Origin of the sequence: Paracoccus luteus, from assembly GCF_004522155.1 — a bacterium.
GTDB lineage: Bacteria > Pseudomonadota > Alphaproteobacteria > Rhodobacterales > Rhodobacteraceae > Paracoccus > Paracoccus luteus.
In genome coordinates this window covers 142586-164207 of sequence record NZ_SDEA01000003.1, presented here as the reverse complement: position 1 = coordinate 164207, position 21622 = coordinate 142586, and the positions used below count along the sequence as shown (strand labels likewise).

Annotated in this window: 23 protein-coding genes; 12 read left to right on the top strand and 11 right to left on the bottom strand. The window is 69.7% G+C overall.

What is annotated here, in order from left to right; translation table 11 throughout:
• Window positions 1-104 precede the first annotated feature (104 nt).
• Window positions 105-566 (top strand): PepSY domain-containing protein, encoded by a 462-nt coding sequence (locus tag EPA64_RS05700; protein ID WP_134725280.1) that lies wholly within the window; start codon window positions 105-107, stop codon window positions 564-566.
• A gap of 173 nt (window positions 567-739) precedes the next feature.
• Here the strand turns inward: EPA64_RS05700 and EPA64_RS05695 are convergent, their stop codons facing one another.
• Window positions 740-1369, bottom strand: coding sequence for a GcrA family cell cycle regulator (locus tag EPA64_RS05695; RefSeq protein ID WP_134725279.1), 630 nt, complete (start codon window positions 1367-1369; stop codon window positions 740-742).
• 114 nt (window positions 1370-1483) lie between these two features.
• Between EPA64_RS05695 and EPA64_RS05690 the strand changes: the two genes are divergently transcribed.
• Complete coding sequence (locus tag EPA64_RS05690; RefSeq protein ID WP_134725278.1) at window positions 1484-2335, top strand: ABC transporter permease; 852 nt, start codon at window positions 1484-1486, stop codon at window positions 2333-2335.
• Window positions 2336-2341: 6 nt separating this feature from the next.
• On the opposite strand, the gene EPA64_RS05685 is transcribed toward EPA64_RS05690, so the two are convergent.
• A complete protein-coding gene (locus EPA64_RS05685) occupies window positions 2342-2905 on the bottom strand; it encodes a GNAT family N-acetyltransferase (protein WP_167626595.1) in 564 nt (187 codons plus the stop codon).
• Window positions 2906-3125: 220 nt separating this feature from the next.
• Here EPA64_RS05685 and EPA64_RS05680 point away from each other — a divergent pair, with 220 nt between their 5' ends.
• The gene (locus EPA64_RS05680; protein WP_134725276.1) at window positions 3126-4310 is read left to right on the top strand and encodes an aspartate aminotransferase family protein; all 1185 of its coding nucleotides are present in this window, start codon (window positions 3126-3128) and stop codon (window positions 4308-4310) included.
• Between the two features lie 194 nt (window positions 4311-4504).
• On the opposite strand, the gene EPA64_RS05675 is transcribed toward EPA64_RS05680, so the two are convergent.
• The 5 genes from EPA64_RS05675 to EPA64_RS05655 all read right to left on the bottom strand — a co-directional run bounded on the left by EPA64_RS05675 (window position 4505) and on the right by EPA64_RS05655 (window position 10358).
• Window positions 4505-5416, bottom strand: a complete 912-nt coding sequence (locus EPA64_RS05675) for a carbohydrate kinase family protein (RefSeq protein WP_134725275.1) — start codon at window positions 5414-5416, stop codon at window positions 4505-4507.
• A gap of 40 nt (window positions 5417-5456) precedes the next feature.
• Window positions 5457-6770 carry a TFIIB-type zinc ribbon-containing protein gene (locus tag EPA64_RS05670; RefSeq protein WP_246026627.1) on the bottom strand — a complete coding sequence of 438 codons (1314 nt, stop codon included), beginning with the start codon at window positions 6768-6770 and terminating at the stop codon, window positions 5457-5459.
• Window positions 6771-6886: 116 nt separating this feature from the next.
• Complete coding sequence (locus EPA64_RS05665; protein WP_134725274.1) at window positions 6887-8065, bottom strand: SPFH domain-containing protein; 1179 nt, start codon at window positions 8063-8065, stop codon at window positions 6887-6889.
• 34 nt (window positions 8066-8099) lie between these two features.
• Window positions 8100-9131 carry a DUF2927 domain-containing protein gene (locus EPA64_RS05660; protein WP_134725273.1) on the bottom strand — a complete coding sequence of 344 codons (1032 nt, stop codon included), beginning with the start codon at window positions 9129-9131 and terminating at the stop codon, window positions 8100-8102.
• An 18-nt stretch (window positions 9132-9149) separates the two neighbouring features.
• Complete coding sequence (locus EPA64_RS05655; protein ID WP_134725272.1) at window positions 9150-10358, bottom strand: toxic anion resistance protein; 1209 nt, start codon at window positions 10356-10358, stop codon at window positions 9150-9152.
• 219 nt (window positions 10359-10577) lie between these two features.
• On the opposite strand from EPA64_RS05655, the gene fabF reads away from it, so the two are divergent.
• Both fabF and mltG read left to right on the top strand, forming a co-directional pair.
• Complete coding sequence (gene fabF, locus EPA64_RS05650) at window positions 10578-11840, top strand: beta-ketoacyl-ACP synthase II (RefSeq protein ID WP_134725271.1); 1263 nt, start codon at window positions 10578-10580, stop codon at window positions 11838-11840.
• The gene (mltG, locus tag EPA64_RS05645; protein ID WP_134725270.1) at window positions 11840-13018 is read left to right on the top strand and encodes an endolytic transglycosylase MltG; all 1179 of its coding nucleotides are present in this window, start codon (window positions 11840-11842) and stop codon (window positions 13016-13018) included. Before fabF ends, mltG begins: the two co-directional genes overlap by 1 nt.
• An 84-nt stretch (window positions 13019-13102) precedes the next feature.
• Here mltG and EPA64_RS05640 read toward each other — a convergent pair whose 3' ends face one another.
• Window positions 13103-13843 (bottom strand): tetratricopeptide repeat protein, encoded by a 741-nt coding sequence (locus EPA64_RS05640; RefSeq protein WP_134725269.1) that lies wholly within the window; start codon window positions 13841-13843, stop codon window positions 13103-13105.
• Window positions 13797-14012, bottom strand: coding sequence for a hypothetical protein (locus EPA64_RS05635; protein ID WP_134725268.1), 216 nt, complete (start codon window positions 14010-14012; stop codon window positions 13797-13799). The genes EPA64_RS05640 and EPA64_RS05635 overlap by 47 nt, the downstream gene beginning before the upstream one ends.
• Before the next feature lie 434 nt (window positions 14013-14446).
• Between EPA64_RS05635 and EPA64_RS05630 the strand changes: the two genes are divergently transcribed.
• The 5 genes from EPA64_RS05630 to EPA64_RS05610 all read left to right on the top strand — a co-directional run bounded on the left by EPA64_RS05630 (window position 14447) and on the right by EPA64_RS05610 (window position 19375).
• Window positions 14447-15580 carry an FAD-dependent monooxygenase gene (locus EPA64_RS05630; RefSeq protein WP_134725267.1) on the top strand — a complete coding sequence of 378 codons (1134 nt, stop codon included), beginning with the start codon at window positions 14447-14449 and terminating at the stop codon, window positions 15578-15580.
• A 104-nt stretch (window positions 15581-15684) separates the two neighbouring features.
• The gene (locus EPA64_RS05625; protein WP_134725266.1) at window positions 15685-16707 is read left to right on the top strand and encodes an MBL fold metallo-hydrolase; all 1023 of its coding nucleotides are present in this window, start codon (window positions 15685-15687) and stop codon (window positions 16705-16707) included.
• Window positions 16708-16785: 78 nt separating this feature from the next.
• The gene (locus tag EPA64_RS05620; protein WP_220443710.1) at window positions 16786-17799 is read left to right on the top strand and encodes an ABC transporter substrate-binding protein; all 1014 of its coding nucleotides are present in this window, start codon (window positions 16786-16788) and stop codon (window positions 17797-17799) included.
• Window positions 17799-18605 carry an ABC transporter ATP-binding protein gene (locus tag EPA64_RS05615; protein WP_246026626.1) on the top strand — a complete coding sequence of 269 codons (807 nt, stop codon included), beginning with the start codon at window positions 17799-17801 and terminating at the stop codon, window positions 18603-18605. Before EPA64_RS05620 ends, EPA64_RS05615 begins: the two co-directional genes overlap by 1 nt.
• 2 nt (window positions 18606-18607) lie before the next feature.
• Complete coding sequence (locus tag EPA64_RS05610; protein WP_134725265.1) at window positions 18608-19375, top strand: ABC transporter permease; 768 nt, start codon at window positions 18608-18610, stop codon at window positions 19373-19375.
• A gap of 18 nt (window positions 19376-19393) precedes the next feature.
• Here EPA64_RS05610 and EPA64_RS05605 read toward each other — a convergent pair whose 3' ends face one another.
• On the bottom strand, window positions 19394-20212 hold the full coding sequence (locus EPA64_RS05605; RefSeq protein ID WP_134725264.1) for an IclR family transcriptional regulator: 819 nt from the start codon (window positions 20210-20212) through the stop codon (window positions 19394-19396).
• Window positions 20213-20242: 30 nt separating this feature from the next.
• Complete coding sequence (locus EPA64_RS16250) at window positions 20243-20398, bottom strand: hypothetical protein (protein ID WP_167626594.1); 156 nt, start codon at window positions 20396-20398, stop codon at window positions 20243-20245.
• A gap of 157 nt (window positions 20399-20555) precedes the next feature.
• Between EPA64_RS16250 and EPA64_RS05600 the strand changes: the two genes are divergently transcribed.
• A complete protein-coding gene (locus tag EPA64_RS05600) occupies window positions 20556-20858 on the top strand; it encodes a recombinase-like helix-turn-helix domain-containing protein (RefSeq protein WP_134725263.1) in 303 nt (100 codons plus the stop codon).
• On the top strand, window positions 20842-21621 hold the full coding sequence (locus EPA64_RS05595) for an ABC transporter ATP-binding protein (protein WP_220443709.1): 780 nt from the start codon (window positions 20842-20844) through the stop codon (window positions 21619-21621). Before EPA64_RS05600 ends, EPA64_RS05595 begins: the two co-directional genes overlap by 17 nt.
• Window position 21622: the final 1 nt, after the last annotated feature.

The window sequence follows — 21622 nt, the reverse complement described above, 5'->3', positions numbered from 1 at the left end:
GGCGAATCCGCGCCCATCACGCGGTTGCGACGAACCTTGCGCGGCGTTGCGCGGTATCACTTGGGGGACGGGACGTGACCCGTCGCCGACAACGGAGATGGATCATGCGAAAGATCATGCTTGCCACCGCCGCCGTGGTGCTGGGCGCCGGCATCGCACAGGCGGACCAGATGACCGACAGCATCCAGCGCGATCTGGCGGGGCAGGGATTCACGGATATCGGGTTCGACCGCGACGATGGCCGGCTGGAGGTTGACGCCCGGCGCGGCGACCAGCGCGTCGAGCTGATCTATGACGCCGCCACCGGCGCGCTGCTGTCGCAAGAGGGCCGCCGCAGCGACGACGACGATGGCGACGACCGGCGCCGTGGGCGCGGTGATGACGATGACCACGATGATGACAACGACGGACGCGGCGGGCGCGGCGACGACGATGGCGACGGCCGGGGCGGGCGCGGCCACGACGATGACGGCGGCGGCGATGATCGCGGTGGCGATGATCGGGGCGGCGACGACCGCGGCGGAGATGACAGCGGGGGCGACGGCCGCGGGGGCGACGACGGTTGATCCGCACGCGGCGCGCGCCCGTGCCCCCGCAGGGGGATGCGGTTGTCCCTGACATGGGCCAGCCACGGTTGATCCGCACGCGCGCGCGCGCGCGCCCCTGCCAAGCGAAAGGGCCGCTGCAACCGCAGCGGCCCTTTTCACGTCAGGCGGGTTTTCACGTCATGCCGCCCGGATCAGCGCCGCCGGTCGCGGCGCGCGCTCATCGGCTGGAACGCGACGCCCACATGGGCCTCGCAATAGGGCTTGCCCGCCTGCGAGGGCAGGCCGCAGAACCAGAACTTGTCGGTCGCGGGGTCGCCGATGGGCCATTTGCAGGTCCGCTCGGTCAGCTCCATCAGGGTCAGCTTGCGGGCGCGCTTTTCGACCTCGCGGACGCTCGCCAGCGCCTCGGGCGAAATCTCGTTGGCCGAGGGCTGCGGCGGCAGGGGCTGGCCCGCGGGCACGATGGGGCGGCGCGGGGTGAACACCGGGGCGTAAGCCACCGGCTCGGGCGCGGCCGGTTCCGGCGCGGCCTCGGGCGGCGCGGGGTCGGCCTGCGGCTCGGGGCGCTGGGGGGCGGCCGGGGCGTTGGCGGCGCGCGCGGGTGCGGCGGGCGCGGGCGGCTGTTCGGCCGGCTGGGGCGCGGGTTCGGGCGCGGCGGCGGCCTCCTCGCCCTCGGCGCGGTTCGACAGACCCAGGCGATGGACCTTGCCGATCACGGCGTTGCGGGTCACGCCGCCCAGTTCCTTGGCGATCTGGCTGGCGGACTGCCCCTCGCTCCACATGCGTTTGAGGGTCTCGACGCGCTCGTCGGTCCAGGACATCACGGGCTCCTTGCGGAAGGGGCGCGGGGGCGGGCTTGCACCGGCCACGCCGCTTCTGGTCTAAGCGGGATGCCAAGAACTACACGTTGCACCCGCCCAGTTCAAGGACGCCCGATGCCGGTTTCCCCCGCCCGCCCCCACGTTCCCCCGCCCGCGGCGCGCCCGTTCGACTATGGCGGGCAGGCCGTGCGCCGGTTCGGGCGCATCAACTGGCGCGGCTTGGCGACGCTGGCGGGGCGCGAGATCATGCGCTTCATGGCGGTGTGGCAGCAGACGGTGTTCGCCCCGCTGATCACCTCGGCGCTGTTCGTGGTGGTGTTCGCGCTGGCGCTGGGCGGGTCGGACCGGCAGGTGATGGGCCTGCCCTATCTGGATTTCATCGGGCCGGGCATCCTGATGATGACGGTGATCCAGAACGCGTTCGCCAATTCGTCCTCGTCGATCATCTCGGCCAAGATGCAGGGCAACATCGTGGACACGCTGATGCCGCCGCTGTCGGCGGGCGAGATCCTGGCCGGTTATCTGGCCGGCAGCCTGGTGCGCGCGGCGCTGGTCGCCACGGTCATCGGCACCGGTCTTTCGCTGGTGACGGGCCACGCGCCCGCGCATCCCGTCCATGCGGCGGCGTTCGTCGTGCTGGGCGCGCTGATGCTGGGGGGCCTGGGCATCATCGGCGGCATCGTCGCGCAAAAGTTCGACCACATGGCGGCGATCACCAATTTCATCGTGACGCCGCTGTCGTTCCTGTCGGGCACCTTCTATTCCGTGACCGCGCTGCCGGAACCGTTCCGCACCCTGTCGCACTGGAATCCGATATTCTATCTGATCGACGGCGCGCGCTATGGCTTTGCCGGGGTCAGCGACGCGAACCCCGCGCTGGGGCTGGCGGTGACGGCGGCGACCGTCGCGCTGGTGGCGGGGCTGGCTTGGCGCTGGCTGCGGTCGGGATACCGGATGAAGGCGTAAGCCCCCTTAGCCCCGCATCAGCAGCCAGTCGCGCCCGGTGCCGGTCCAGCCGTCCTTGACCATCGCGCGTCGCGCCTGCAGCGCGTAGCCGTGGCGGGCGTAAAGCGCCAGCGCGGCGGCGTTGTCGTCGGCCACGATCAGCGACATGCCGCGCGGGCCGCGCCAGCGCCCCGCGTGGGTCATCAGCGCCGCGCCGACGCCCCGGCCCCGGTGGTCGGGCGCGGTGGCGATGGCGTGGACATGGCCGGTGCCGCAGGCCATGTCCTCCAACTGCTGCAGGGGCACGAACATCGGCGGCAGGCCGGGGTCGGGCGGCGGCGGCCGGTCGGGCAGCGCGTGGGCGTAAAGGCAGCCCGCGGGCGTGCCGTCCAGTTCCGCCACCACCGCCTTGCGCCAGGAAAACGCCGCCGTGTCGCCCGCGATGCGCGACAGGCCCACCTGCCACGGATCCTGCCCTGGCCCGGCCGCGCCGGTCCAGAAATGCAGCGGCAGCCCGCCCCCCGCCGCGTTGACCAGCGGCAGCAGGAACGCCGCGTCGTCGGCCCGCGCGGGCCGGATCGTGATCGCCATCGCTGCGTCCCCCCGTTCGGGCCAAGCATAGCACGCCGCGCGCCCCCGCGCATCGCGGCAGATACCCCGTTGATCCCCCGCGCCGGGCGCGGTAACGCTGCGTCCCATGAACGTGTCCCGCGCCCAGACCCCGCGCCGACGCTGAGGCGTCCGCGCCCCGATTGCCGGGGCCGCGCCCGCCTGCCGTTCACCACCCCATCATCAGCCAAGGGACCGACCCATGATCGACGCCGTCCTGCCGACCTATAACCGCGCACCCCTGGCCTTCGACCGGGGCGAGGGCGCCTGGGCCATCACCGCGGACGGCACCCGATACCTGGACCTGGGCGCGGGGATCGCGGTCAACGCGCTGGGTCACGCCAACCCCGATCTGGTCGCGGCGCTGACCGCGCAGGCGGGCCGGATCTGGCATGTGTCGAACCTGTATCAGATCCCGCAGCAGCAGGCGCTGGCGCAGGCGCTGGTGGATGCCACATTCGCCGACACGGTGTTCGTCACGAACTCGGGGACCGAGGCGGCCGAGCTGGCGATCAAGATGGTGCGGAAATACTGGCACGACGCGGGCGACGAGGGCCGCATCGAGATCGTGACGTTCGAGGGGGCGTTCCACGGCCGGTCCACCGGCGCCATCGCCGCCGCCGGGTCGGAAAAGATGACCAGGGGCTATGGCCCGCTGATGCCCGGCTTCCGGCAGGTGCCGTGGGGCGACATGGACGCGCTGCGCGCCGCCGTCAGCGACCGCACCGCCGCCGTCATGGTCGAGCCGGTGCAGGGCGAGGGCGGCATCCGCCCGATCCCCGACGACGAGCTGCGCGCCATCCGCGCCCTGTGCGACGAGACCGGCGCGCTGTTGGTGCTGGACGAGGTGCAGTGCGGCATGGGACGCACGGGGCGGCTGTTCGCGCATGAATGGGCGGGGATCGCGCCCGACATCATGATGGTCGCCAAGGGCATCGGCGGGGGCTTTCCGCTGGGCGCGGTGCTGGCCACGGAACGCGCCGCCGCGGGGATGACGGCGGGAACGCACGGGTCCACCTATGGCGGCAACCCGCTGGCCTGCGCCGTCGGCACGCGGGTCATGGAAATCATTTCCGATCCCGCGTTCCTGGCCGAGGTGAACCGCAAGGGCGCGCTGTTCCGCCAGCGGCTGGAAGGGCTGGTCGCGGCCCGCCCCGACGTGTTCGAGGGGGTGCGCGGGTCCGGGCTGATGCTGGGGCTGAAATGCCGGGTCGCGCCCGGCGACGTGGTGCAGGCGGGCTATGCCGAGCATCTGCTGACCGTGCCCGCCGCCGACAACGTGCTGCGCCTGCTGCCGCCCCTGACCATCACCGACGACGAGATCGCCGAGGCGGTCGCGCGGCTGGACCGCGCGGCGGCGCGGGTGGACGCGGCGGCGGCGGCCTGATCGGGGGGCGCGAGAACCGGGGGCGCGAGGACCGGGGACGCGAGAACCGGCGGCGCGAGAACCGGGGGCCAGTCCCCTGGGGCTTCGCCCCTGGCTTACTGAAAACGGTCCACCGGACCGTTTTCCGGGCGTTCGCCAGCCCCGGGATATTTCCAGCCAGAAGATCGGTGCCGGATCAGAAGATCGTGGCGGGATCAGTCCGCGGGCAGCTCGCGCGCCCAGGGCGGGTCGGCGCCGGGGCGCGAGACGGTGATGGCCGCCGCGCGGGCCGCGTGGGCCAGCGCGGCGGCCAGCGTGGCGTCGTCCAGCGCCGCCAGACGCGACAGCGCGCCCGCCCGGTGCAGCGCGTCCAGCATCCCCGCGTTGAACGTGTCGCCCGCGCCGATGGTGTCGGCGACCGCGACGCGGATCGCCGGGGCGCGCAGGCTGCCGCGCGCTGTATGGGCGACCGCCCCCGCCGCGCCGCCGGTCTGCAGGACCAGCGCCGGGCCACGGTCCAGCAGCGCGCGCGCGGCCTGCGCCGGGTCCGCGCCGGGGTTTAGCCAGGCGAGGTCGTCGGCCGACAGCTTGACGATGGACGCAAGCCCGATCAGCCGGTCCAGCCGGTCGCGGTGGGCGGCGGCATCCGCGATGAAGAAGGGCCGGATGTTCGGGTCCAGCATCACCGGGACGCCGTCGGCTGCGGCGCGGGTGGCCAGCACCTCGACCGCCGCGCCGCAGGGGTCGGGGACCAGGCTGATGCCGCCGATGAACAGCGCCGTGAGGCCCCCGGGCAGGGCGGGCAGGTCGGATTCCTGCAGCATGCGGCCTGCCGAGCCTTCGTCATAAAAGGCATAGCGCGCCTCGCCCCCGGTCAGGGTGACAAAGGCCAGCGTCGTCGGCCGGTCGCTGCGCGGGCACAGCGCCGTGTCCACCCCGGCATCCGCCAGCGGGCGCAGCAGCGATTCGCCGAAGCCGTCGCGCGAGATCGGCCACAGATAGCCCGCGGGCGCGCCCAGCCGCCCCAGCGCCAGCGCGGTGTTCCAGACCGACCCGCCCGGCAGCGGCTGGAACAGCCCGTCGCGGGGAACCATGTCGATCAGCGATTCGCCAGCGCACAGGATCATCGGGCGGTCCTTGGGTTCGGGAACGGCGGGGCGCGCCGCGTCAGTCGTATCGGATCACATGGTCCGCGCCGGGGCGAAAGCCCCCGGGCGGATATTCCGCAAGAACCCTGTCGCCCGGCGACGAAAACCCGGCGTTGCCAACCCGGACATAGCCGGATTCGTTTGCCGCCCACAGCAGACCGGCCAGCGCCAGAACCGCCAGCAGCACCGCCAGCGCGATCTTCCATGCCGAATACGGGCGGTCGCCCTGCACCCGGCCGGACTGGCCGTTGACGACAAAGCGATACGACTTGCCGTTATAGCGATAGGCCGCCGACCAGATCGGCAGCAGGATGTGCTTGAACGTCTCGGCGGCGTGGTCGGTGTCCATCGCCTCGATCCGCTGGACGTCGCCGCCAATGTCGCGGCGCACGTCCATCGCGATCACGCCCGCCATTTCCTGCCGCGCGATGGCGTGGCCGTCGGCCAGCGGGATCGTATAGCCCTCGGCGCTGAAGCCCGCCAGATATTGCGGGTCATAGGGCGTCAGATGCGACAGATCCCACGGCGCCAGCGCATCGGCAAAGCGGCGCGGCAGGGACGAGGCCGCCAGCACCAGCACGTCGTTGAAGCTGCGCGAGACGCGGCCCGCGGCCCGGCGCCAGCGCGTGCGCATGACCTGCTGGGCCACGCGCTGGCTGCGGCCGTTGACGGTCTGGGTGACATAGACGGTTTCATAGTAGTGGTCGCCCCGCTGGCCCGAATAGGCGGTGCGCGTGTCCGCGTCGAAGGTCCAGAAGGGCGAATACACCCCCGACATCCGCCGCCCGCGGCGGGCGTATTGCACCAGCCCGCCGGGCGCGAACCACAGTCGGCCCAGCCAGTCGCCCAAAGCGGCGCGGGCCTGATCCTCGGTGATGACGAAGGGCAGCACGCCCTGCGGCTTGATCAGCCGGGTGGTGCCGGTGTCGGTCACGACCGGCGTCGCGCAGAACGGGCAGGCGCCGGCGTGGGCGGTGCCGTCCACCTCGATCCGGGCGCCGCAATTGGGGCAGGACAGCGTGCGCACGGTTTCGGTCAGGTCGCTGGCGTCGTCCACGCGCAGCCCCTGCGCCAGCGGGATCTCGGCCAGCCCCTGTGCCTTGCGCCCGCCATCCCACTGGATCGCGCGGCCCGTGGCGGGGTCGCGCAGCAGCAGATCCTGGCCCTCGGCCCCGCCCGCGTGCTGGCGGGCGGGCGCGCGGGCGGCGCCCGGCGAGATGGTCTGGACATGCCCGCACCAGGGGCAGGTCAGCGCGTTCTGACCCGGCGCGAACTGCAGGCTGCCGCCGCAATTCTCGCAGGGATAGCGGTGTTCGATCCGGGGCGTGGGCATGGCGCGGCCTTTCGGGCGCGGGGTGGGCGAGGGTGGCGGGGACGAGGCGGGGGGCCAGCCCCCATCGTCGTATACGACGATTCCCCCGGGATATTTGCGGCCAGAAGATCGGGCGGTCAGCCTTGCGGGGGCGCGGGCGGCGCGGGAAGGGGCGGGGGCTGCATGGTGAACAGCTGCGCCAGCGCCGGCACCTCGTCGGCGGGCATCCAGCCGTCCTGTCCCGGCGTCCAGACCAGCGTGTCGCGGGTGAACCGCCCCTCGTTCATCAGCCGGCCCAGATGGGCGCGGCCATAGGGGCCGCTGGCCTGGCCCTCCAGCGCGACGTGCCACAGGATGTCCGGCGCGCCCGCGGGCGGCGCGATCATGCCGGGCAGGTTCTGCGGGGCCAGCGCGGGGGCCTGCGCGGGCGCGGGGATGGCGCCCCACGGGCCGCGCAGCCCGCCGCCGCCCATGCCGCCCGCCATGCCCATGCCGATGGCCGCCCCCATCCCGGCGCCCAGCCCCGCGCCCATGCCGCCGGGCTGGGCCGAGGCGTTCAGCATCGCCTCGGCCTGCGCATACTGGCCAAAGCGGTTCAGGTCGCCGACGATCCCCATCGAGGTGCGCTTGTCGAGCATCTTTTCCACCTCGTCGGGCAGGCTGATGTTCTCGACATAGAACTCGGGCAGGGTCAGGCCGTATTGCGCGACCGTGGGCTGAATCGCCTTGACCACCATTTCCCCCAGCGAGCGGGTGTTGGCGGCCATGTCCAGCACCGGGATGCCGGATGCCGCGATCAGCCGCGAGAACGCCTCGACGATGACGTTGCGCAGCTGAAAGGTGATCTCGTCGGCGGTGAACTCGCCGTCGGTGCCGACGATTTCCGCGATGAACCGCGCGGGGTCGGTCACGCGCATCGCATAGGTGCCGAAGGCCCGCAGCCGGACCGCGCCGAACTCGGGATCGCGCGCGATGATCGGGTTGCGGGTGCCCCATTTCAGGTCGTTGAACCGGGTCGTGCTGACGAAATAGATTTCCGACTTGAAGGGGCTGCGGAACCCGTGGTGCCAGTGCTGCAGCCGGGTCAGCACCGGCATGTTGTTGGTTTCCAGCAGGTAAAGCCCCGGCCCGAAGGTGTCGGCGATCTGGCCCTCGTGGACGAAGACGGCCGCCTGCCCCTCGCGCACGGTCAGTTTCGCGCCGTATTTGATCGCATTGCCGCGCGTCTCATAGCGCCAGACCATCGTGTCGCGGGTGTCGTCGGTCCATTCGATGACGTCGATGAACTCTCCGGTCAGGAAGTCGAGGATGGCCATGTCGTGGTCCTTTCGAGAGGGCGAGCGGCGTGGATCAAGTCGCGGGACCGGGCGGGGTTCCTGTCAGCAGTTCCGCCGCGATGGCCAGGGCGACGGGGCGGGCCTCGGCCTCGGTCATGCCGGGGCGCAGGCGGGGGTCATAGAGCATCTGCAGCAGCAGCTCGTCATGGCCGGTCAGATAGGCGAACTCCTCGTCGTCGTTGAAGATCGAGGGGCGCGCGGTCGGGCTGTCGTTGGCGAGCCCCATGCCTTGCGCCAGCTCTTCGTGGATGCAGCTGAGGCGCAGGCGGTCGGGCAGTTCGGCGCGGATCACGGCGACCGCGTTGGCATAGGCGGCGCTGCTGCCGCGCGAATAGGCGAAGACGGTGCAATAGGTCTGCGGCGACAGCGATTCGATGGCGGCCAGGTCGGCGGTGGGGATGCCGGGGATCAGCCGCGACAGGCGCGGGCCGATGGATGCGCGCTCATCCTCGGCCACGACCAGCACGATGAAATTGCCCGACGGCGCCACGCCGACGGGGTGGCGGGTGACGCGCGACAGGCGGGCGGCGAAGGACGCGATCTGGGCCTGGTCGCCGGCGCGCTGGCCGCGCGGGACCGATGCCCCGAACTCGACCGCAAGGCGCACCGGGTCGGTCCAGCGGCGCAAGGGGGCGGCGTGCGAATGGGGGATGAGCTGGCCGTCCTGGCGGATGTATTCGTCGCGCAGCGCGATCTGGACAAAGTTCTCGGCCAGCGTTTCCGGCGTCAGCCTGTCCTCTGCCGCGCCCGAATCGGTGCGCAGCTGCCCGCGCGTCACCAGCGCATCCTGAACGCTGGCCAGATACTGCGTCATGGTCAGGCTGGCGGGCGTCGCGGCCGCCACCTGCGGAACGGGCGGTGGCGGCACGGGCCGCAGCCGGTCGGGGCGCGCGGCCGGCGCCGGCGTGGTCGGTGCAGGCGGCGGGGCAGCGGGCGTGCAGGCGGCCAGCACGGCCAGCACGGCCAGCGCCAGCGCGCCGCGCCGCGGCAGGGCGCAACGCCCCGGCGCGGGGGCGGCGGGGCGAAGGTGCGGGGCGGGCGGCATGACGTTCAAGGCCGTCGGTCAGGCGGAACGCCCGCCCCCCGGCGACACGGTGGCCGCGCCCATCGTGACCGGCGCCTGCTGGCGCGCGCTTGACGCGGCGAGCGTCTGGCGCAGCTCGACCTCCATCTTCTGCAGCTCCATCTCGGCGGCGGCGCGGCGGGCCTTGCCCTCGTCGGCGATGCGCAGGCTGTCCTCGATCGTGGCGATCAGCTCGGCGTTGGCGGTACGCACCGATTCGATGTCGAAAAGGCCGCGTTCTGTTTCGGTGCGGATGCGGGCGTTGGCGTCGCGCAGGTTCTTCGCGTTGGCGGTCAGCAGGTCGTTGGTCAGGTCGGTGGCCTGACGGACCGCACCCGCGGCCTGCGACGCGCGCTGGATCGTCACCGCCTGCGCCAGCTGGGTTTCCCACAGCGGCACGGTGTTCACCAGCGTCGAGCTGATCTTGGTCACCAGCGACTTGTCGTTTTCCTGCACCAGCCGGATCGAGGGCAGCGACTGCATCGTGACCTGCCGCGTCAGCTTCAGGTCGTGGACGCGGCGTTCCAGATCGTCGCGCAGGGTGCGCAGGTCGCGCAGCTCCTGCGCCTCGAGCACCTGACCGTCGGTGGGGCTGGCCTGAACCTCGGCCTCCTTGGCGGGGATGGTCGTTGCGTCCAGTTCGCGCAGCTTTTCCTCGCCCGCCGAGATATAGAGCGCGAGTTCGTCATAGAAATCCAGCGTGCGGTCATACAGCACGTCCAGCGACTTGATGTCCTTCAACAGCCGGTGCTGGTGGCTGTCCAGGTCGGCGGTGATGCGGTCGATCTGGCCCTGGATTTCCTCGTAGTTCGCCACGAACTTGGCAAAGGGCGCGGCGCGGCCCAGCAGCTTTTCCCACCAGGACCGTTCGCGGCGCACGTCCAGCTCGCTGACGGAAAAGCCGCGGATCGTGGACACGATGTCGCGCAGGCTGTCGCCCGCCGGCCCCACGTCCTTGTTCTTGACGTCGGCCAGCATCGACTGGCTGATTTCCTGCAGGCCCGCCTGCGCGCGGGCGCCGAAATGCACGATCGAGGTGGTGTCGCGCAGGTCGATCTCGTCCATGCGGCGGCGGATCTCGTCGGCCACGGGGGCGGGCGCCTCGTCCAGGGTGACGACCTGCGCGGCGGGTTCCGGCAGGACGACGGCGGTCACGGCCTGCAGTTCGGGCAGCGCGGCCTGGGCGCTGGCCTGTGTCTGTGTGCTCATCGCGCGGTTCCCTTTCGGCGGCGTTGGCAGGGCGCGGCGGCCATGCGGCATCGGCCCGCAGACTAGGCCGATTTCTTGCCGCTTCAACGGGATAATCCGCGGGAAAGTTCCGGCACGCGCGCGGGCGTGGCCGCAGCGCGGGCTGTCGCCGCAGGGTGCGTTGCAGCAACGGGGGCCTGCGTGTATGCATCGCGCCGTTGCAGCAGGGGAATATCGCACATGCGCAGGGTTGTCGTCACCGGGCTGGGAATGGTCACGCCGCTGGCATCGGGCGTCGAGGAGACGTGGCGGCGCCTGCTGGACGGGCAGTCGGGCGCGGGTCCGATCACGCGGTTCGATCCGTCGCAGGTGGTGACGAAATACGCCTGCGAGATCCCGCTGGGCGACGGCCGGGACGGCACCTTCAACCCCGATGAGTGGATGGAGCCGAAGGACCGCCGCAAGGTGGACGATTTCATCCTGTATGGCATGGCCGCCGCCGTGCAGGCCGTCCGCGACAGCGGGTGGCAGCCCGAGACGGACGAAGAGCGCGAGCGCACCGGCGTGATGATCGGCAGCGGCATCGGCGGGCTAACGTCGATCGCGGACACCGCCGTGCTGATCAAGGAACGCGGGCCCAAGCGGGTCAGCCCGTTCTTCATTCCCGGCGCGCTGATCAACCTTGTCAGCGGGCAGGTCAGCATCCGGTTCGGGTTCAAGGGGCCGAACCATGCGGTCGTTACGGCCTGTTCCACCGGCGCGCATGCCATCGGCGACGCGGCGCGGATGATCGCCTTCGGCGACGCCGACGTGATGGTGGCGGGCGGGGCGGAATCCCCCATATCCGAAATCGGCATCGCCGGGTTCAACGCCTGCAAGGCCCTGTCCACCAAGCGCGACAACGACCCGCAGGCGGCCAGCCGCCCCTGGGACGCCGACCGCGACGGCTTTGTCATGGGCGAGGGCGCGGGCATCGTCGTGCTTGAGGAATACGAGCACGCCAAGGCGCGTGGCGCGAAGATTTACGCCGAGGTGCTGGGTTACGGCATGTCGGGCGACGCCTATCACATCACCGCCCCGTCCGAGGACGGCGACGGCGGGTTCCGGTCGATGGCCGCGGCGCTGAAGCGGGCGGGGCTGGAGCCGTCGGCGGTCGACTACATCAACGCCCACGGCACCAGCACCATGGCCGACGTGATCGAACTGGGCGCCGTCGAGCGGCTGCTGGGCGAACACGCGGGCCGCGTCACCATGTCGTCCACGAAATCCTCGATCGGGCACCTGCTGGGTGCTGCGGGCGCGGTCGAGGCGATCTTCTGCATCCTGGCGATCCGCGACCAGATCGCGCCGCCGACGATCAACCTGGACGATCCGGTGGCCGACACGCCGGTCGATCTGGCCGCGAACGCGGCGGTCCGGCGCAGGATCGACGTGGCGCTGTCCAACAGCTTCGGCTTTGGCGGGACCAACGCCAGCCTGGTGCTGGGCCGGGTCGCGGACTGATGTGGCGGGCCATCGCCTCGAACTTTCTGACGCTGGCGATCGTGCTGCTGGTCGCGGCGTCCATCGCCGTGGGGTGGGGGCGCAGCCAGTATGTCGCGCCCGGACCCAGCGCGGTGGCGCAATGCGTCGAGGTTCCGGCGGGGGCCAAGCTGTATGACGTCAGCCAGCAACTGGCCCAGCAGGGTGTGATCACAAGCCCCTATATCATGCGCACCGGCGCGGATTACACCGGCAAGGCCGGCAGCCTCAAGTTCGGCAGCTATCTGGTGCCGCCCGGCGCCAGCATGAAGGACGTGGTGGACACGATCACCGCGGGCGGCCCGTCCACCTGCGGGACCGAGGTCGTGTTCCGCGTCGGGGTGCGCGAGAACGCCGTCGTGCTGCGCGACCTGAACGCCGAGAACGGCCGGTACGAGGACCGGGTCCGCCACGACCCGGCCGCGGGCGATCTGCCCGAGCCGATCCGGCAGGCGGTGGACAGGCCCGGCGCGCGGCTGCGGCTGGCGGTGGCCGAAGGGGTCACCAGCTGGCAGGTGGTCGAGGCACTGAAGCAGACCCCGGTGCTGACCGGCGACACCGGCCCGGTCCCGCCCGAGGGCAGCCTTGCCCCCGACACCTATGAGATCGGCAAGGGCGGCGAGCGGCGCGCGATCCTGGCGCAGATGACCGCGCAGCAGGCCGCGATCCTGGCCGCGGCGTGGGAGGCGCGGCCGTTCGGCCTGCCCTATGAGACGCCCGAGGAGGCGCTGATCATGGCGTCCATCGTCGAGAAGGAAACCGGCATCCCCGAGGAACGCGGCGAGGTCGCGGCGGTGTTCGTCAACCGCCTGCGCCAGGGGATGCGACTGCAGACCGACCCCACGGTCATCTATGGCGTGACCGAGGGGCGCGAGGTGCTGGACCGCGGGCTGCGCCGGTCCGAGCTGCAGCGGCGCACGCCCTATAACACCTATGTCATCGACGGGCTGCCGCCGACCCCCATCGCCAACCCCGGCCGCGCCGCCATCGCGGCGGCGCTGAACCCCGACGACAGCGACTATCTGTTCTTTGTCGCGGACGGATCGGGCGGCCACGCCTTCGCCCGCACGCTGGAGGAGCACGAGCGCAACGTGGCCCGCTGGCGCGAGATCGAGCGCGCCCGAGGGGCGGACACGCCAAGCCCGGTGCAGTCGGAGTGACGAGCCGCCGTGGTCGAGTGTCGTTTGGCGACCCGCGCTGGCCGGGGCGGCTGACGGAAGGCTGCCCGGTGCATGAGGCGGCCGTCAGGGAATGATGCCATGCTCTCGGCACATCCGCTCGAACTGCGGCGTCAGTTGCAGTTTTCCGGTTGAGTCGGAACGCCCCCGTTCGACCAGCGCCCTTGCGTCGTCGATCTCGCCGGACCGCAACATCATGCTGATCAGGTTCAGGAAGACGTGCTTGGACGGGTGCTTTTCGAGGCTCTGCTCCATCAGCGATCGCGCCTCCGCCGGGTTCGTTCGCATGAGCGTCTTCGCCTTGGTGAACATGTACCCCGGCGAATCGGTGGGCAGATCGAAGTCGATGATTTCGTCTCGCTCGACCAGCGCCCTGATGAACCGCGACAGAACCTTCGCCCGGCTCATCTCGACCAGGACACCGTGCCCGGCATAGTCGGTCTGAACATGCCGAGCATCGGGATAGGCCCGGGTCGCCATTTCCTCGATCGTGGCGACGTCGCCCTTTAGGAAGCGGTCATAGATCAGCACTGGTGCTTTCGAACTGCGGGGCACTTCCCAAAGCTCGTGGTGGGTCACGACGAGATCGGCGTATTTCGGGTCCGCCCGCCGCGGCCACGCCGGAAAGCGCGGCGCGGCGGCGATGATCCGGGAGTCGATCGCACCGCCGTAGTAGAGGGCGCAGTACGCCCCGAGGCTGGATCCATAGCACACCACGTCGCGACCGGCGCCGCACGTGGCTACGGCGTCGACGAAAGCCTCAAGCGAAAGCCCCTGGTATTTGCGTCCCCGCCCGCTGGGCGACAAAGATGTGATCCCATCGGTTGAGCCCGCAGTAGCTGGTGCCGAATCCTTGCTCCGTCCGCTTCGATGGCTGCGCCCCGAACGTGATCACCAGCGGGCCGCCTTGCCGTTCTGCGAAGGGATGCAGCGTGATCAGATAGTCGTCGTGTGCGGCGAGGGTCTGCGTGGTCATAGCGTCGTCCGTCTGATCAGGTCGCGGCACAACTATACGCGGAGAGCGGGCAAGGCGAGTGCCAAGCGCTGGGGCGCTTAAATGAGGATGGGTCCGACAGCATCGTCACGGCCAACACCTTCGTAAAGGCGGGCTTCACAGGGGCGCCGCCAGGTGCTGGCCGGATCGCCAGCGTTCGTCCGCCGCGAGATCAGCGATGACGAGGTCGCGTGGACGGCTGAATACCCGCGAATATCAGGAACTGGCGCCGCGCTCGCACCGGGGATGCGCCTCACGGAACCACTGGGAACGGTCGAGGCCGGCCGCCCCCATCTGCGGGGCGCAACCGCTAACGGGAACTTGCCTCATCATCTTGTTGACTCCGCGCATCCCCGTGGCCTAGTGAAATAATGAACAACCTGTTCAATAACGAAACGTTCGTGGTGGATTCAGGCATGCTGAAGGTGGGAATCGCAGGTGGCGGGGTGGGTGGCATGGCTGCCGCCATCGCCTTGCAGAAGCAGGGACACGACGTTGCGATATTCGAGCAGGCGCGCGAGTTCGGCCGGATCGGGGCGGATGTGAACCTGACCCCCAACGCCGTCCACGCGCTGGATGGCCTGGGGATCGGCGACGCCCTGCGGCGCACGGCGGCACGGCCGCAGTCACGCATCTCGCGCACTTGGGACTCGGGCGAGGAAACATCGCGCTTGCCGATGAGCTCGGCCGCCGAGGAAAAATATGGCGCGCCTCAGCTGACAATCCACCGCGCCGACCTGCTGGCGGCGCTTGAAAGCCAGCTTGCCAAGGGCACGATCCGGTTTTCGGCGCGCGTCACCGGGGTCGAGCAGGACGAGCATGGCCCCCGCATCCTGTTCGCGGACGGCAGCCGTTTCGACTGTGATCTCGTGATCGGCGCCGATGGCATCCATTCGCCCGTGCGCCGTGCCCTCTATGGAGAGGACAGTCCCCGCTTCACCGGTCTCGTGTCCTATCGCGGAGTGTTCCCGCGCGAGGCGGCGCCGGACATCCCCAATCTCGACAGCTTCACGAAATGGTGGGGACCGACGCCCGACCTTCAGATCGTCACCTTTCCCCTGAACCTGGGCAGAGAGATCTTTGTCTTTGCGACCACGGGCCAGAAGGACTGGACCGATGAGGGCTGGACCCTGCCCGGCGACATCGCGGAGCTGCGCGCGATCTACAAGGGCTTCCACCCCGAGGCGCGCGCCTTGCTGGATGCGCTGACCGAGGTCACGCGATCGGCGCTGCACGTGCGCGATCCCATGCCCCGCTGGTCCGAAGGCCGGATCGCCCTGATGGGGGACGCGGCCCATCCGATGGTGCCGTTCATGGCGCAGGGTGCCTGCATGGCCTGCGAGGATGCTGTCGTGCTGTCCCGCGCCATCGAGGGCGCAAGCGTCGAGACCTTGCCCCGGGCGCTCGAGGCCTATGCAGCGGCGCGCATACCGCGGACGACGCGCGTGCAGGAAGGGTCGCTCGCCAACGACTGGCTGAAACAGGGCGGGAACGCGGACTGGGTCTATGGCTATGACGCCTGGCACGCGCTGGATCGGGCGCAGGCCTGATCCATGATCCCCATCCGGCGGGGAACCCCCGGACGCAGCCGCAGCCTGAAAGCGCGCAGACAGTGCCCCGGCGCAACCGCGGAAACCGAGAGGGAGGAAAGACCATGATGACCCGACGCCAGGGACTGCGATGGCTGGCCGCTGCAGGCCTTGCCCCCGCTCTTCCTGCCCTTGCGCAGACCGCTCCAACCACCGCACCGGCCGGTGGCGCCCCGTCTGCCGCAGGCAGCGGCCAGACGCGTCTGATCCTTCTGGGCACCGGGGGCGGGCCGACGCCACTGCCGGACCGCAACCAGCCCGCCAGCGTCCTGGTCGTGAACGACACTCCTTATATCATCGACGCGGGCAACGGGGTTGCGCGCCAGCTCATGCTGGCGGGGATCGGCGTGCAGCGGGTGGGCCGGATATTCATCACCCACCACCACGACGACCACAACGCCGACCTGGGCACACTGATGGGGCTGGCCTGGTCCAACGGCCGCACCGAAGAAGTCCACGCTTACGGCCCGCCGGGCACTGAAGGGATGATCCGGGCCTTCGTGGATTACTTCCGCCCCAGCGCCGACCTGCGCCGGGCCTTCAGCGGCGGCGCCGACGATCCGGCCGCGCTGTTCATGGGGCACGACATTGCCGGACCGGGCGAGGTCTACAAGGACGACAACATCCGCGTCACCTGCATCGAGAACACGCATTACCCGAATGGCGGCGTCAAGGACGGCGTGCACTATCTCTCTTATGCCTACCGCTTCGAGACGCCCGACCGGGCGATCGTGTTCAGCGGCGACACGGCGGAAAGCGATGCGCTGGTCGGCCTGTCCAGAGGCGTAGACGTGCTGGTGCACGAGATCGTGGATCCCCACCGCACCGCCGAGCAGTTCCGCCGCAAGTTCGCCCAGCAGGGCCGCCCCGCCGAAGCCGCCGAGAAGCTGATCGAGAAGGTCATCGCGATTCACACCACACCGGAGGAGGCAGGCCGCGTCGCCGAGGCCGCCGGCGTCGGCACGCTGGTGCTGAACCACTTCGTCCCCGGCTACGACCCGGCGGAACGGACTGAGGACTGGACCGAAGGCGTGAGCCGGCACTATCGCGGCAGGATCGTCGTCGGTGCCGACCTGATGGAGATCTGAGCGCCCGGCGCATCCCCGTCCCGGCGCGATGCTGCCGCTGATCGGGCCGCAGCCACGAACATGCAAGGAGGAGAACCAATGATTCAAGGAACCATGAACCGTCGCGGGTTTCTGGGAAGCGCCGCGGCCTCGCTGGCGGTGCTGGCGGCGGGCAGGCCCGCGCTCGGGCAGGACGGGACGTTCCGCTTCATCACCCCGTTTTCCTATTCGCTGGCGTTCGCCCCGGTGCTTTATGCGGATGTGGCGGGCTATTATGCCGAGAATGGCCTGCAGATGAAGATCGAGGCCGCGAAGGGCGCGGCGATGGTGTCGCAGATGGTCATCGCCGGACAGATGGACGCGGGCCGGACCGGAGGGACGAACATGATCGTCTCGCGCATCAACAACAATGCGCCACTGATCTCGATCGCGACGATCGCGCAGGTCTCGCCCTTCTACGTCATCTCCTCCACGGAAAGCCCGGTGAACTCGGTCGCCGAGCTGGAAGGGCGCACCGTCGGGATGGCGAGCCTCGGCGGCTCGATGGAGGGCACGCTCGATCTTCTGTTGCGCCGCAGCGGGGTCGATCCGGCCGCGGTGACGAAGGTCAAGGTCGCCGACAGCGCGGCCTCGTTCGCGCTGATCGAGGCGGGACGCGCGGGCGCGTTCATCGGCAACACCTCGTCGATGGTGCTGGCCCAGGCTGCGCGCCAGAACGTGAACGCGATGGCGATGGACGACGGGATGCCGGGGCAGGTCTATGTCGCACACCCCGCCGAGATCGAGACCCGGCCCGACAGCTTCGTGGCCTTCCTCAAGGCCACCCACCGCGCCGCCGCGGAAATCGCCGCGGCCGGGGACACCGCGCCGATCATCAAGGCCATCGTGGAGAAATACGATGTCTCGGGGGCCGACGACCTGGAGGCTGCCCGGCGCGATCTGGGCGCCAATGCCGAGAACTGGATGGCCAAGGGGACCGGAAACCTGCTTCGCAACGTCCCCGAGGTCTGGGCCGGGGCGGTGCAGCTTCTGCACGACGCCGGCATGATCGACAGCGCCCCGGATGCGGAAACGCTTTATACCAACGCGCTGCTGGACAGGGCGCTGGCGTGATGCGGGACATGGCGTTGGAAACCCCTCCCGACATCACCGTCTCGGGGCTGAGCAAGGTGTTCGGCCACGGACCTGAGGCGGTCCGCGCGATCACGGATGCAAATCTGACGCTGGCACAGGGCGAGTTCCTGTCGCTGCTGGGTCCGTCGGGCTGCGGCAAGACCACGCTGCTGCGCATCATCGCCGGGCTGGAATCGCCCTCGGCGGGCGAGGTGCTGGTGCGCGGGCGCCCGGTCTGGCCGGGTGGGCGCCGCTCTGCCGCCGCGACCCGCCCGGTGTCGATGATGTTCCAGGAGGCGCGGCTGTTTCCCTGGTTCACCGTCGCCGAGAACGTCGCGCTGCCGTTGCGGACCGCGGGCGTCGGCCGCCGCGAACGGATGGAGCGCGCGCGCCGGATCTGCGCCGCGGTGGGGCTGGAGCGGTTCACGGATCACTCTCCCGGACAGCTTTCGGGCGGGATGCGCCAGCGTGCGTCGCTGGCGCGTGCGCTGGTCACGGATCCGCAGGTTCTGCTGCTGGACGAGCCGTTCGGCGCCCTGGATGCGATGACGCGCGACACGCTGAACATGGAACTGCTGGAGGTCTGCGCGCGGGCGAATGTGACGACGATCCTGGTGACCCATTCGATCGCCGAGGCCGCCTTTTTGTCCGACCGGGTCGCGGTTCTGGCTTCCCGGCCGGCGCGGATCGTCGAGACCGTGGACATCCCCTTCGCGCGGCCCCGCAGCCTCGACCTGCAGCGCAGCGGCGCATTCCAGGACATGGTGGCCGGGCTGCGGCACACACTGACGAAAGGCGCGGCATGAACATGACCCGGAGAACCCTCAGAATCTTGCTGCCGGTGCTGTCGGTGGCGCTGTTCCTGGCCGGCTGGTCGGCCTATGTCCGCAACTCCGAGGTCTCGGCCTTCGTCCTGCCCTCCCCCGAGCAGATCGTGGTCGCGTTGTGGCAGATGCTGCCTGATCCCGAACTGTGGCACCACGTCCGCATCACCGTGACCGAGGCGGTGGGCGGCTTTGTCATCGCGGTTGTTTCCGGGATCGTGCTGGGCTTCGTCATGGCGCGGGTGCCGCCGGTCGAATGGGCGGCCAAGCCCTTCATCGTGCTGCTGCAGCTGACCCCCAAGATCGCGCTCGCGCCGCTGTTCATCCTGTGGTTCGGCTTCGGGCTGGAATCCAAGATCGTCATCGCCGCGGCTCTGGCCTTCTTTCCGATCTTCTCCAACGCGCTGCAGGCCTTCAAGTCTGTCGAGCCGGGCGACCGGGACGTGATGACGATGCTTCAGGCCAATCCCTGGCAGCGTTTCGTCATGCTGGATCTGCCGACCGCGCTGCCGGTCATCCTGACCGGGACCGAGGTCGCGGTGGTCATGGCGATGATCGGGGCGATCGTGGGCGAGTTTATCGGCGGCAGCGAGGGTCTGGGCTATCTGGCGGTGGCGCATCTGCAGAACCTGGCCGTGCCCCAGCTTTTCGCGGTGATCGCCGTGCTGACGTTCGTCGGGCTGCTGCTCTACGGGCTTATCGCGCAACTGCGGCGCTGGCTGTCGCCCTGGCACGTGTCGGTGACAGGATAGCGGGTCCGGGCGCGCGGTTCAGATCTGCGCGCCCAGAAGCGACGACAGGCGGTTTGCGGTCTCGCGGATGCGATCGGCGATCTGATGGCGGCGGCCGCTTTCCGCCTCGAAGGCGCTCTGATGGCCCGACAGGCTGATCGCGGCCATCGGCCGGTTCGAGTGGTTCAGGATCGCCGCCGCGGCGGAGCCGATGCCAGCCTCGTAGTTCCCGGCCGACCAGGCCAGCCCTTCGGCCCCGTCGGCATCAAGCTGCCGGCCCAACTGCTCGAACGTGACGGGGGTGCGCGCGGTAATCGCCGCCAGATCGCTGTCCGACAGGATGCGGCGCACCTCGTCGCGCGGCAGGTTTGCCAAGATGATGCGCCCCATGACCGTCGCGTGGGCGGGCAGGCGGCTGCCCTCGCGGATACTGCTGACGAGCTGCACATCGGGGGTCTCGCGCACCAGCACGATCACGTCGGTCCCCAGCAGCACCCCCAGATGCGCCGAAAGCCCCGTCTCGGCCGCGAGGCGTGACAGCAGCGGCCGCGCAAGGCGCACCACGTCGCGCGAGGAGAGCATGCTCGATGTCAGTTCCAGCAGTCCGTAGGACAGGATGTAGCCGCCCCCTTCCTCGTCGCACTCGATCATGCCCTCACGCTCCAGAGTATGCAGAAGCCGCAGCAGGGTCGTGCGGTTGATGCCCAGCGCGCTCGCCGCCTTGGACATATTGCGGCAGCGATTCCCGGCGCTGATGTAGCGCAGCAGGCTGAAAGCGCGGGAGACGGGCGGCACGTCGTAGCTGGGACGCGACCCGGAGGGTGATTCGTCGATGGAATCGGCGCTGACAGAGGGCATGGGGTGCCTCCTCGGTAAACCTTGAACAGTTTATTCTAAAATGAACAGCTTCTGTCGCAGAGGCAAGATGTCCGTGCCGTTGCTGTCCTTCACGCTGGCAAGCCCTTCAAAAATGCAAAGCACGTCCGCAGGTTGGCCGATCAGTCCCGCGTGCGACGCAACGCCGCAGGTCAGCGCCGCGCCCAACTTTCCCCCTCAGAAAAGCAAAAATGCGTCGCGGACCACAGGATTTGTTGACAGGTCGGCGCGCTGACGCTCTACTGTGAACATAAAGTTCAAAAATGAACCAAAGGCTCTGACGTTTCGGCTCGCCTTTGGCATCAGGAGAGAACGGGAGGGGAGAATGGACGTCTTCAAGGATCGCCTGTCTCGGCGGGCAGCGGATACGAGCCGGCCGGCTCTGGCCCATCAAAGCCTGGGCCGACCCCTGACCGGCACTGAAACGGCGCTGAAGGATGCGCTGATGGCGGTGTTCGGCGAGGGCACACAGGATTTCGGCGCGGTCGCGGCCGGATTGGCGGCGCGCCGCGTCGTGGCGCCGGTGTCCGGCCGGACCGACTGGGACGAGGCGCTGCTGCGGCAGGAGCTGGCGGCGATCAACGCCGATCTCGACGCCGCCTATCGCGAGCATGGCTATGGCGCTTGAGTTCCGCCAGGTCAGCAAGCGCTTCCCCACAGTGACGCGGGGCGAGGTGACGGCGGTCAGCGGCGTGAGCTTCGTCGTCAACGAAGGCGAGTTCGTCTCGGTGGTCGGCCCCTCGGGCTGCGGCAAGTCCACCATCCTCAGCATGACCGCCGGCCTCTACAGTCCCTCCGAGGGCGAAGTGCTGGTCTCGGGAGAGCCGGTGAACGGTCCCAACCCGCATGTCGGCTTCATGCTGCAAAAGGATCTGCTGCTGCCCTGGCGCGACATCGTGTCGAACGTCGAGTTCGGGCTTGAATCGCGGGGCGTGGAAAAGGCGGCGCGGCGTCGCCGGGCGATGGAAGAGCTGGCCCACTGCCATCTGGAAGGGTTCGAGCACCAGTATCCCTATCAACTGTCGGGGGGTATGCGGCAGCGCGCGGCGCTGGCCCGGACCCTGGCCATCGACCCCGAGATCATCCTGCTGGACGAGCCCTTCTCGGCTCTCGACGCGCAGACGAAGCTTCTGATCCAGAACAGCTTCGCCAAGGTCATCGCCGAGCAGCGCAAGACCACGCTGCTGATCACCCACGATCTGGCCGAGGCGGTGCTGATGTCGGACCGCATCCTTGTGCTGTCCGAACGTCCCGGCACGGTCATTTCCGAAATCCGGGTCGATCTGCCCCACCGTGACGAGCCGTTGAAGCGACGCAAGATGAAAGAGGTCGCGGGCTATGCCGCGCAGATCTTCGCGCTTCTCAAACTGGAAGAGAAGGCCAACGCCTGAT

What these genes read in the sequence shown, in the direction of transcription:
- EPA64_RS05700 (WP_134725280.1), top strand. Translation starts at nt 105, where the DNA reads ATGCGAAAGATCATGCTTGCCACCGCCGCCGTGGTGCTGGGCGCCGGC.
- EPA64_RS05695 (WP_134725279.1), bottom strand. Translation starts at nt 1,369, where the DNA reads ATGTCCTGGACCGACGAGCGCGTCGAGACCCTCAAACGCATGTGGAGC.
- EPA64_RS05690 (WP_134725278.1), top strand. Translation starts at nt 1,484, where the DNA reads ATGCCGGTTTCCCCCGCCCGCCCCCACGTTCCCCCGCCCGCGGCGCGC.
- EPA64_RS05685 (WP_167626595.1), bottom strand. Translation starts at nt 2,905, where the DNA reads ATGGCGATCACGATCCGGCCCGCGCGGGCCGACGACGCGGCGTTCCTG.
- EPA64_RS05680 (WP_134725276.1), top strand. Translation starts at nt 3,126, where the DNA reads ATGATCGACGCCGTCCTGCCGACCTATAACCGCGCACCCCTGGCCTTC.
- EPA64_RS05675 (WP_134725275.1), bottom strand. Translation starts at nt 5,416, where the DNA reads ATGATCCTGTGCGCTGGCGAATCGCTGATCGACATGGTTCCCCGCGAC.
- EPA64_RS05670 (WP_246026627.1), bottom strand. Translation starts at nt 6,770, where the DNA reads ATGCCCACGCCCCGGATCGAACACCGCTATCCCTGCGAGAATTGCGGC.
- EPA64_RS05665 (WP_134725274.1), bottom strand. Translation starts at nt 8,065, where the DNA reads ATGGCCATCCTCGACTTCCTGACCGGAGAGTTCATCGACGTCATCGAA.
- EPA64_RS05660 (WP_134725273.1), bottom strand. Translation starts at nt 9,131, where the DNA reads ATGCCGCCCGCCCCGCACCTTCGCCCCGCCGCCCCCGCGCCGGGGCGT.
- EPA64_RS05655 (WP_134725272.1), bottom strand. Translation starts at nt 10,358, where the DNA reads ATGAGCACACAGACACAGGCCAGCGCCCAGGCCGCGCTGCCCGAACTG.
- fabF (WP_134725271.1), top strand. Translation starts at nt 10,578, where the DNA reads ATGCGCAGGGTTGTCGTCACCGGGCTGGGAATGGTCACGCCGCTGGCA.
- mltG (WP_134725270.1), top strand. Translation starts at nt 11,840, where the DNA reads ATGTGGCGGGCCATCGCCTCGAACTTTCTGACGCTGGCGATCGTGCTG.
- EPA64_RS05635 (WP_134725268.1), bottom strand. Translation starts at nt 14,012, where the DNA reads ATGACCACGCAGACCCTCGCCGCACACGACGACTATCTGATCACGCTG.
- EPA64_RS05630 (WP_134725267.1), top strand. Translation starts at nt 14,447, where the DNA reads ATGCTGAAGGTGGGAATCGCAGGTGGCGGGGTGGGTGGCATGGCTGCC.
- EPA64_RS05625 (WP_134725266.1), top strand. Translation starts at nt 15,685, where the DNA reads ATGATGACCCGACGCCAGGGACTGCGATGGCTGGCCGCTGCAGGCCTT.
- EPA64_RS05620 (WP_220443710.1), top strand. Translation starts at nt 16,786, where the DNA reads ATGATTCAAGGAACCATGAACCGTCGCGGGTTTCTGGGAAGCGCCGCG.
- EPA64_RS05615 (WP_246026626.1), top strand. Translation starts at nt 17,799, where the DNA reads ATGCGGGACATGGCGTTGGAAACCCCTCCCGACATCACCGTCTCGGGG.
- EPA64_RS05610 (WP_134725265.1), top strand. Translation starts at nt 18,608, where the DNA reads ATGACCCGGAGAACCCTCAGAATCTTGCTGCCGGTGCTGTCGGTGGCG.
- EPA64_RS05605 (WP_134725264.1), bottom strand. Translation starts at nt 20,212, where the DNA reads ATGCCCTCTGTCAGCGCCGATTCCATCGACGAATCACCCTCCGGGTCG.
- EPA64_RS05600 (WP_134725263.1), top strand. Translation starts at nt 20,556, where the DNA reads ATGGACGTCTTCAAGGATCGCCTGTCTCGGCGGGCAGCGGATACGAGC.
- EPA64_RS05595 (WP_220443709.1), top strand. Translation starts at nt 20,842, where the DNA reads ATGGCTATGGCGCTTGAGTTCCGCCAGGTCAGCAAGCGCTTCCCCACA.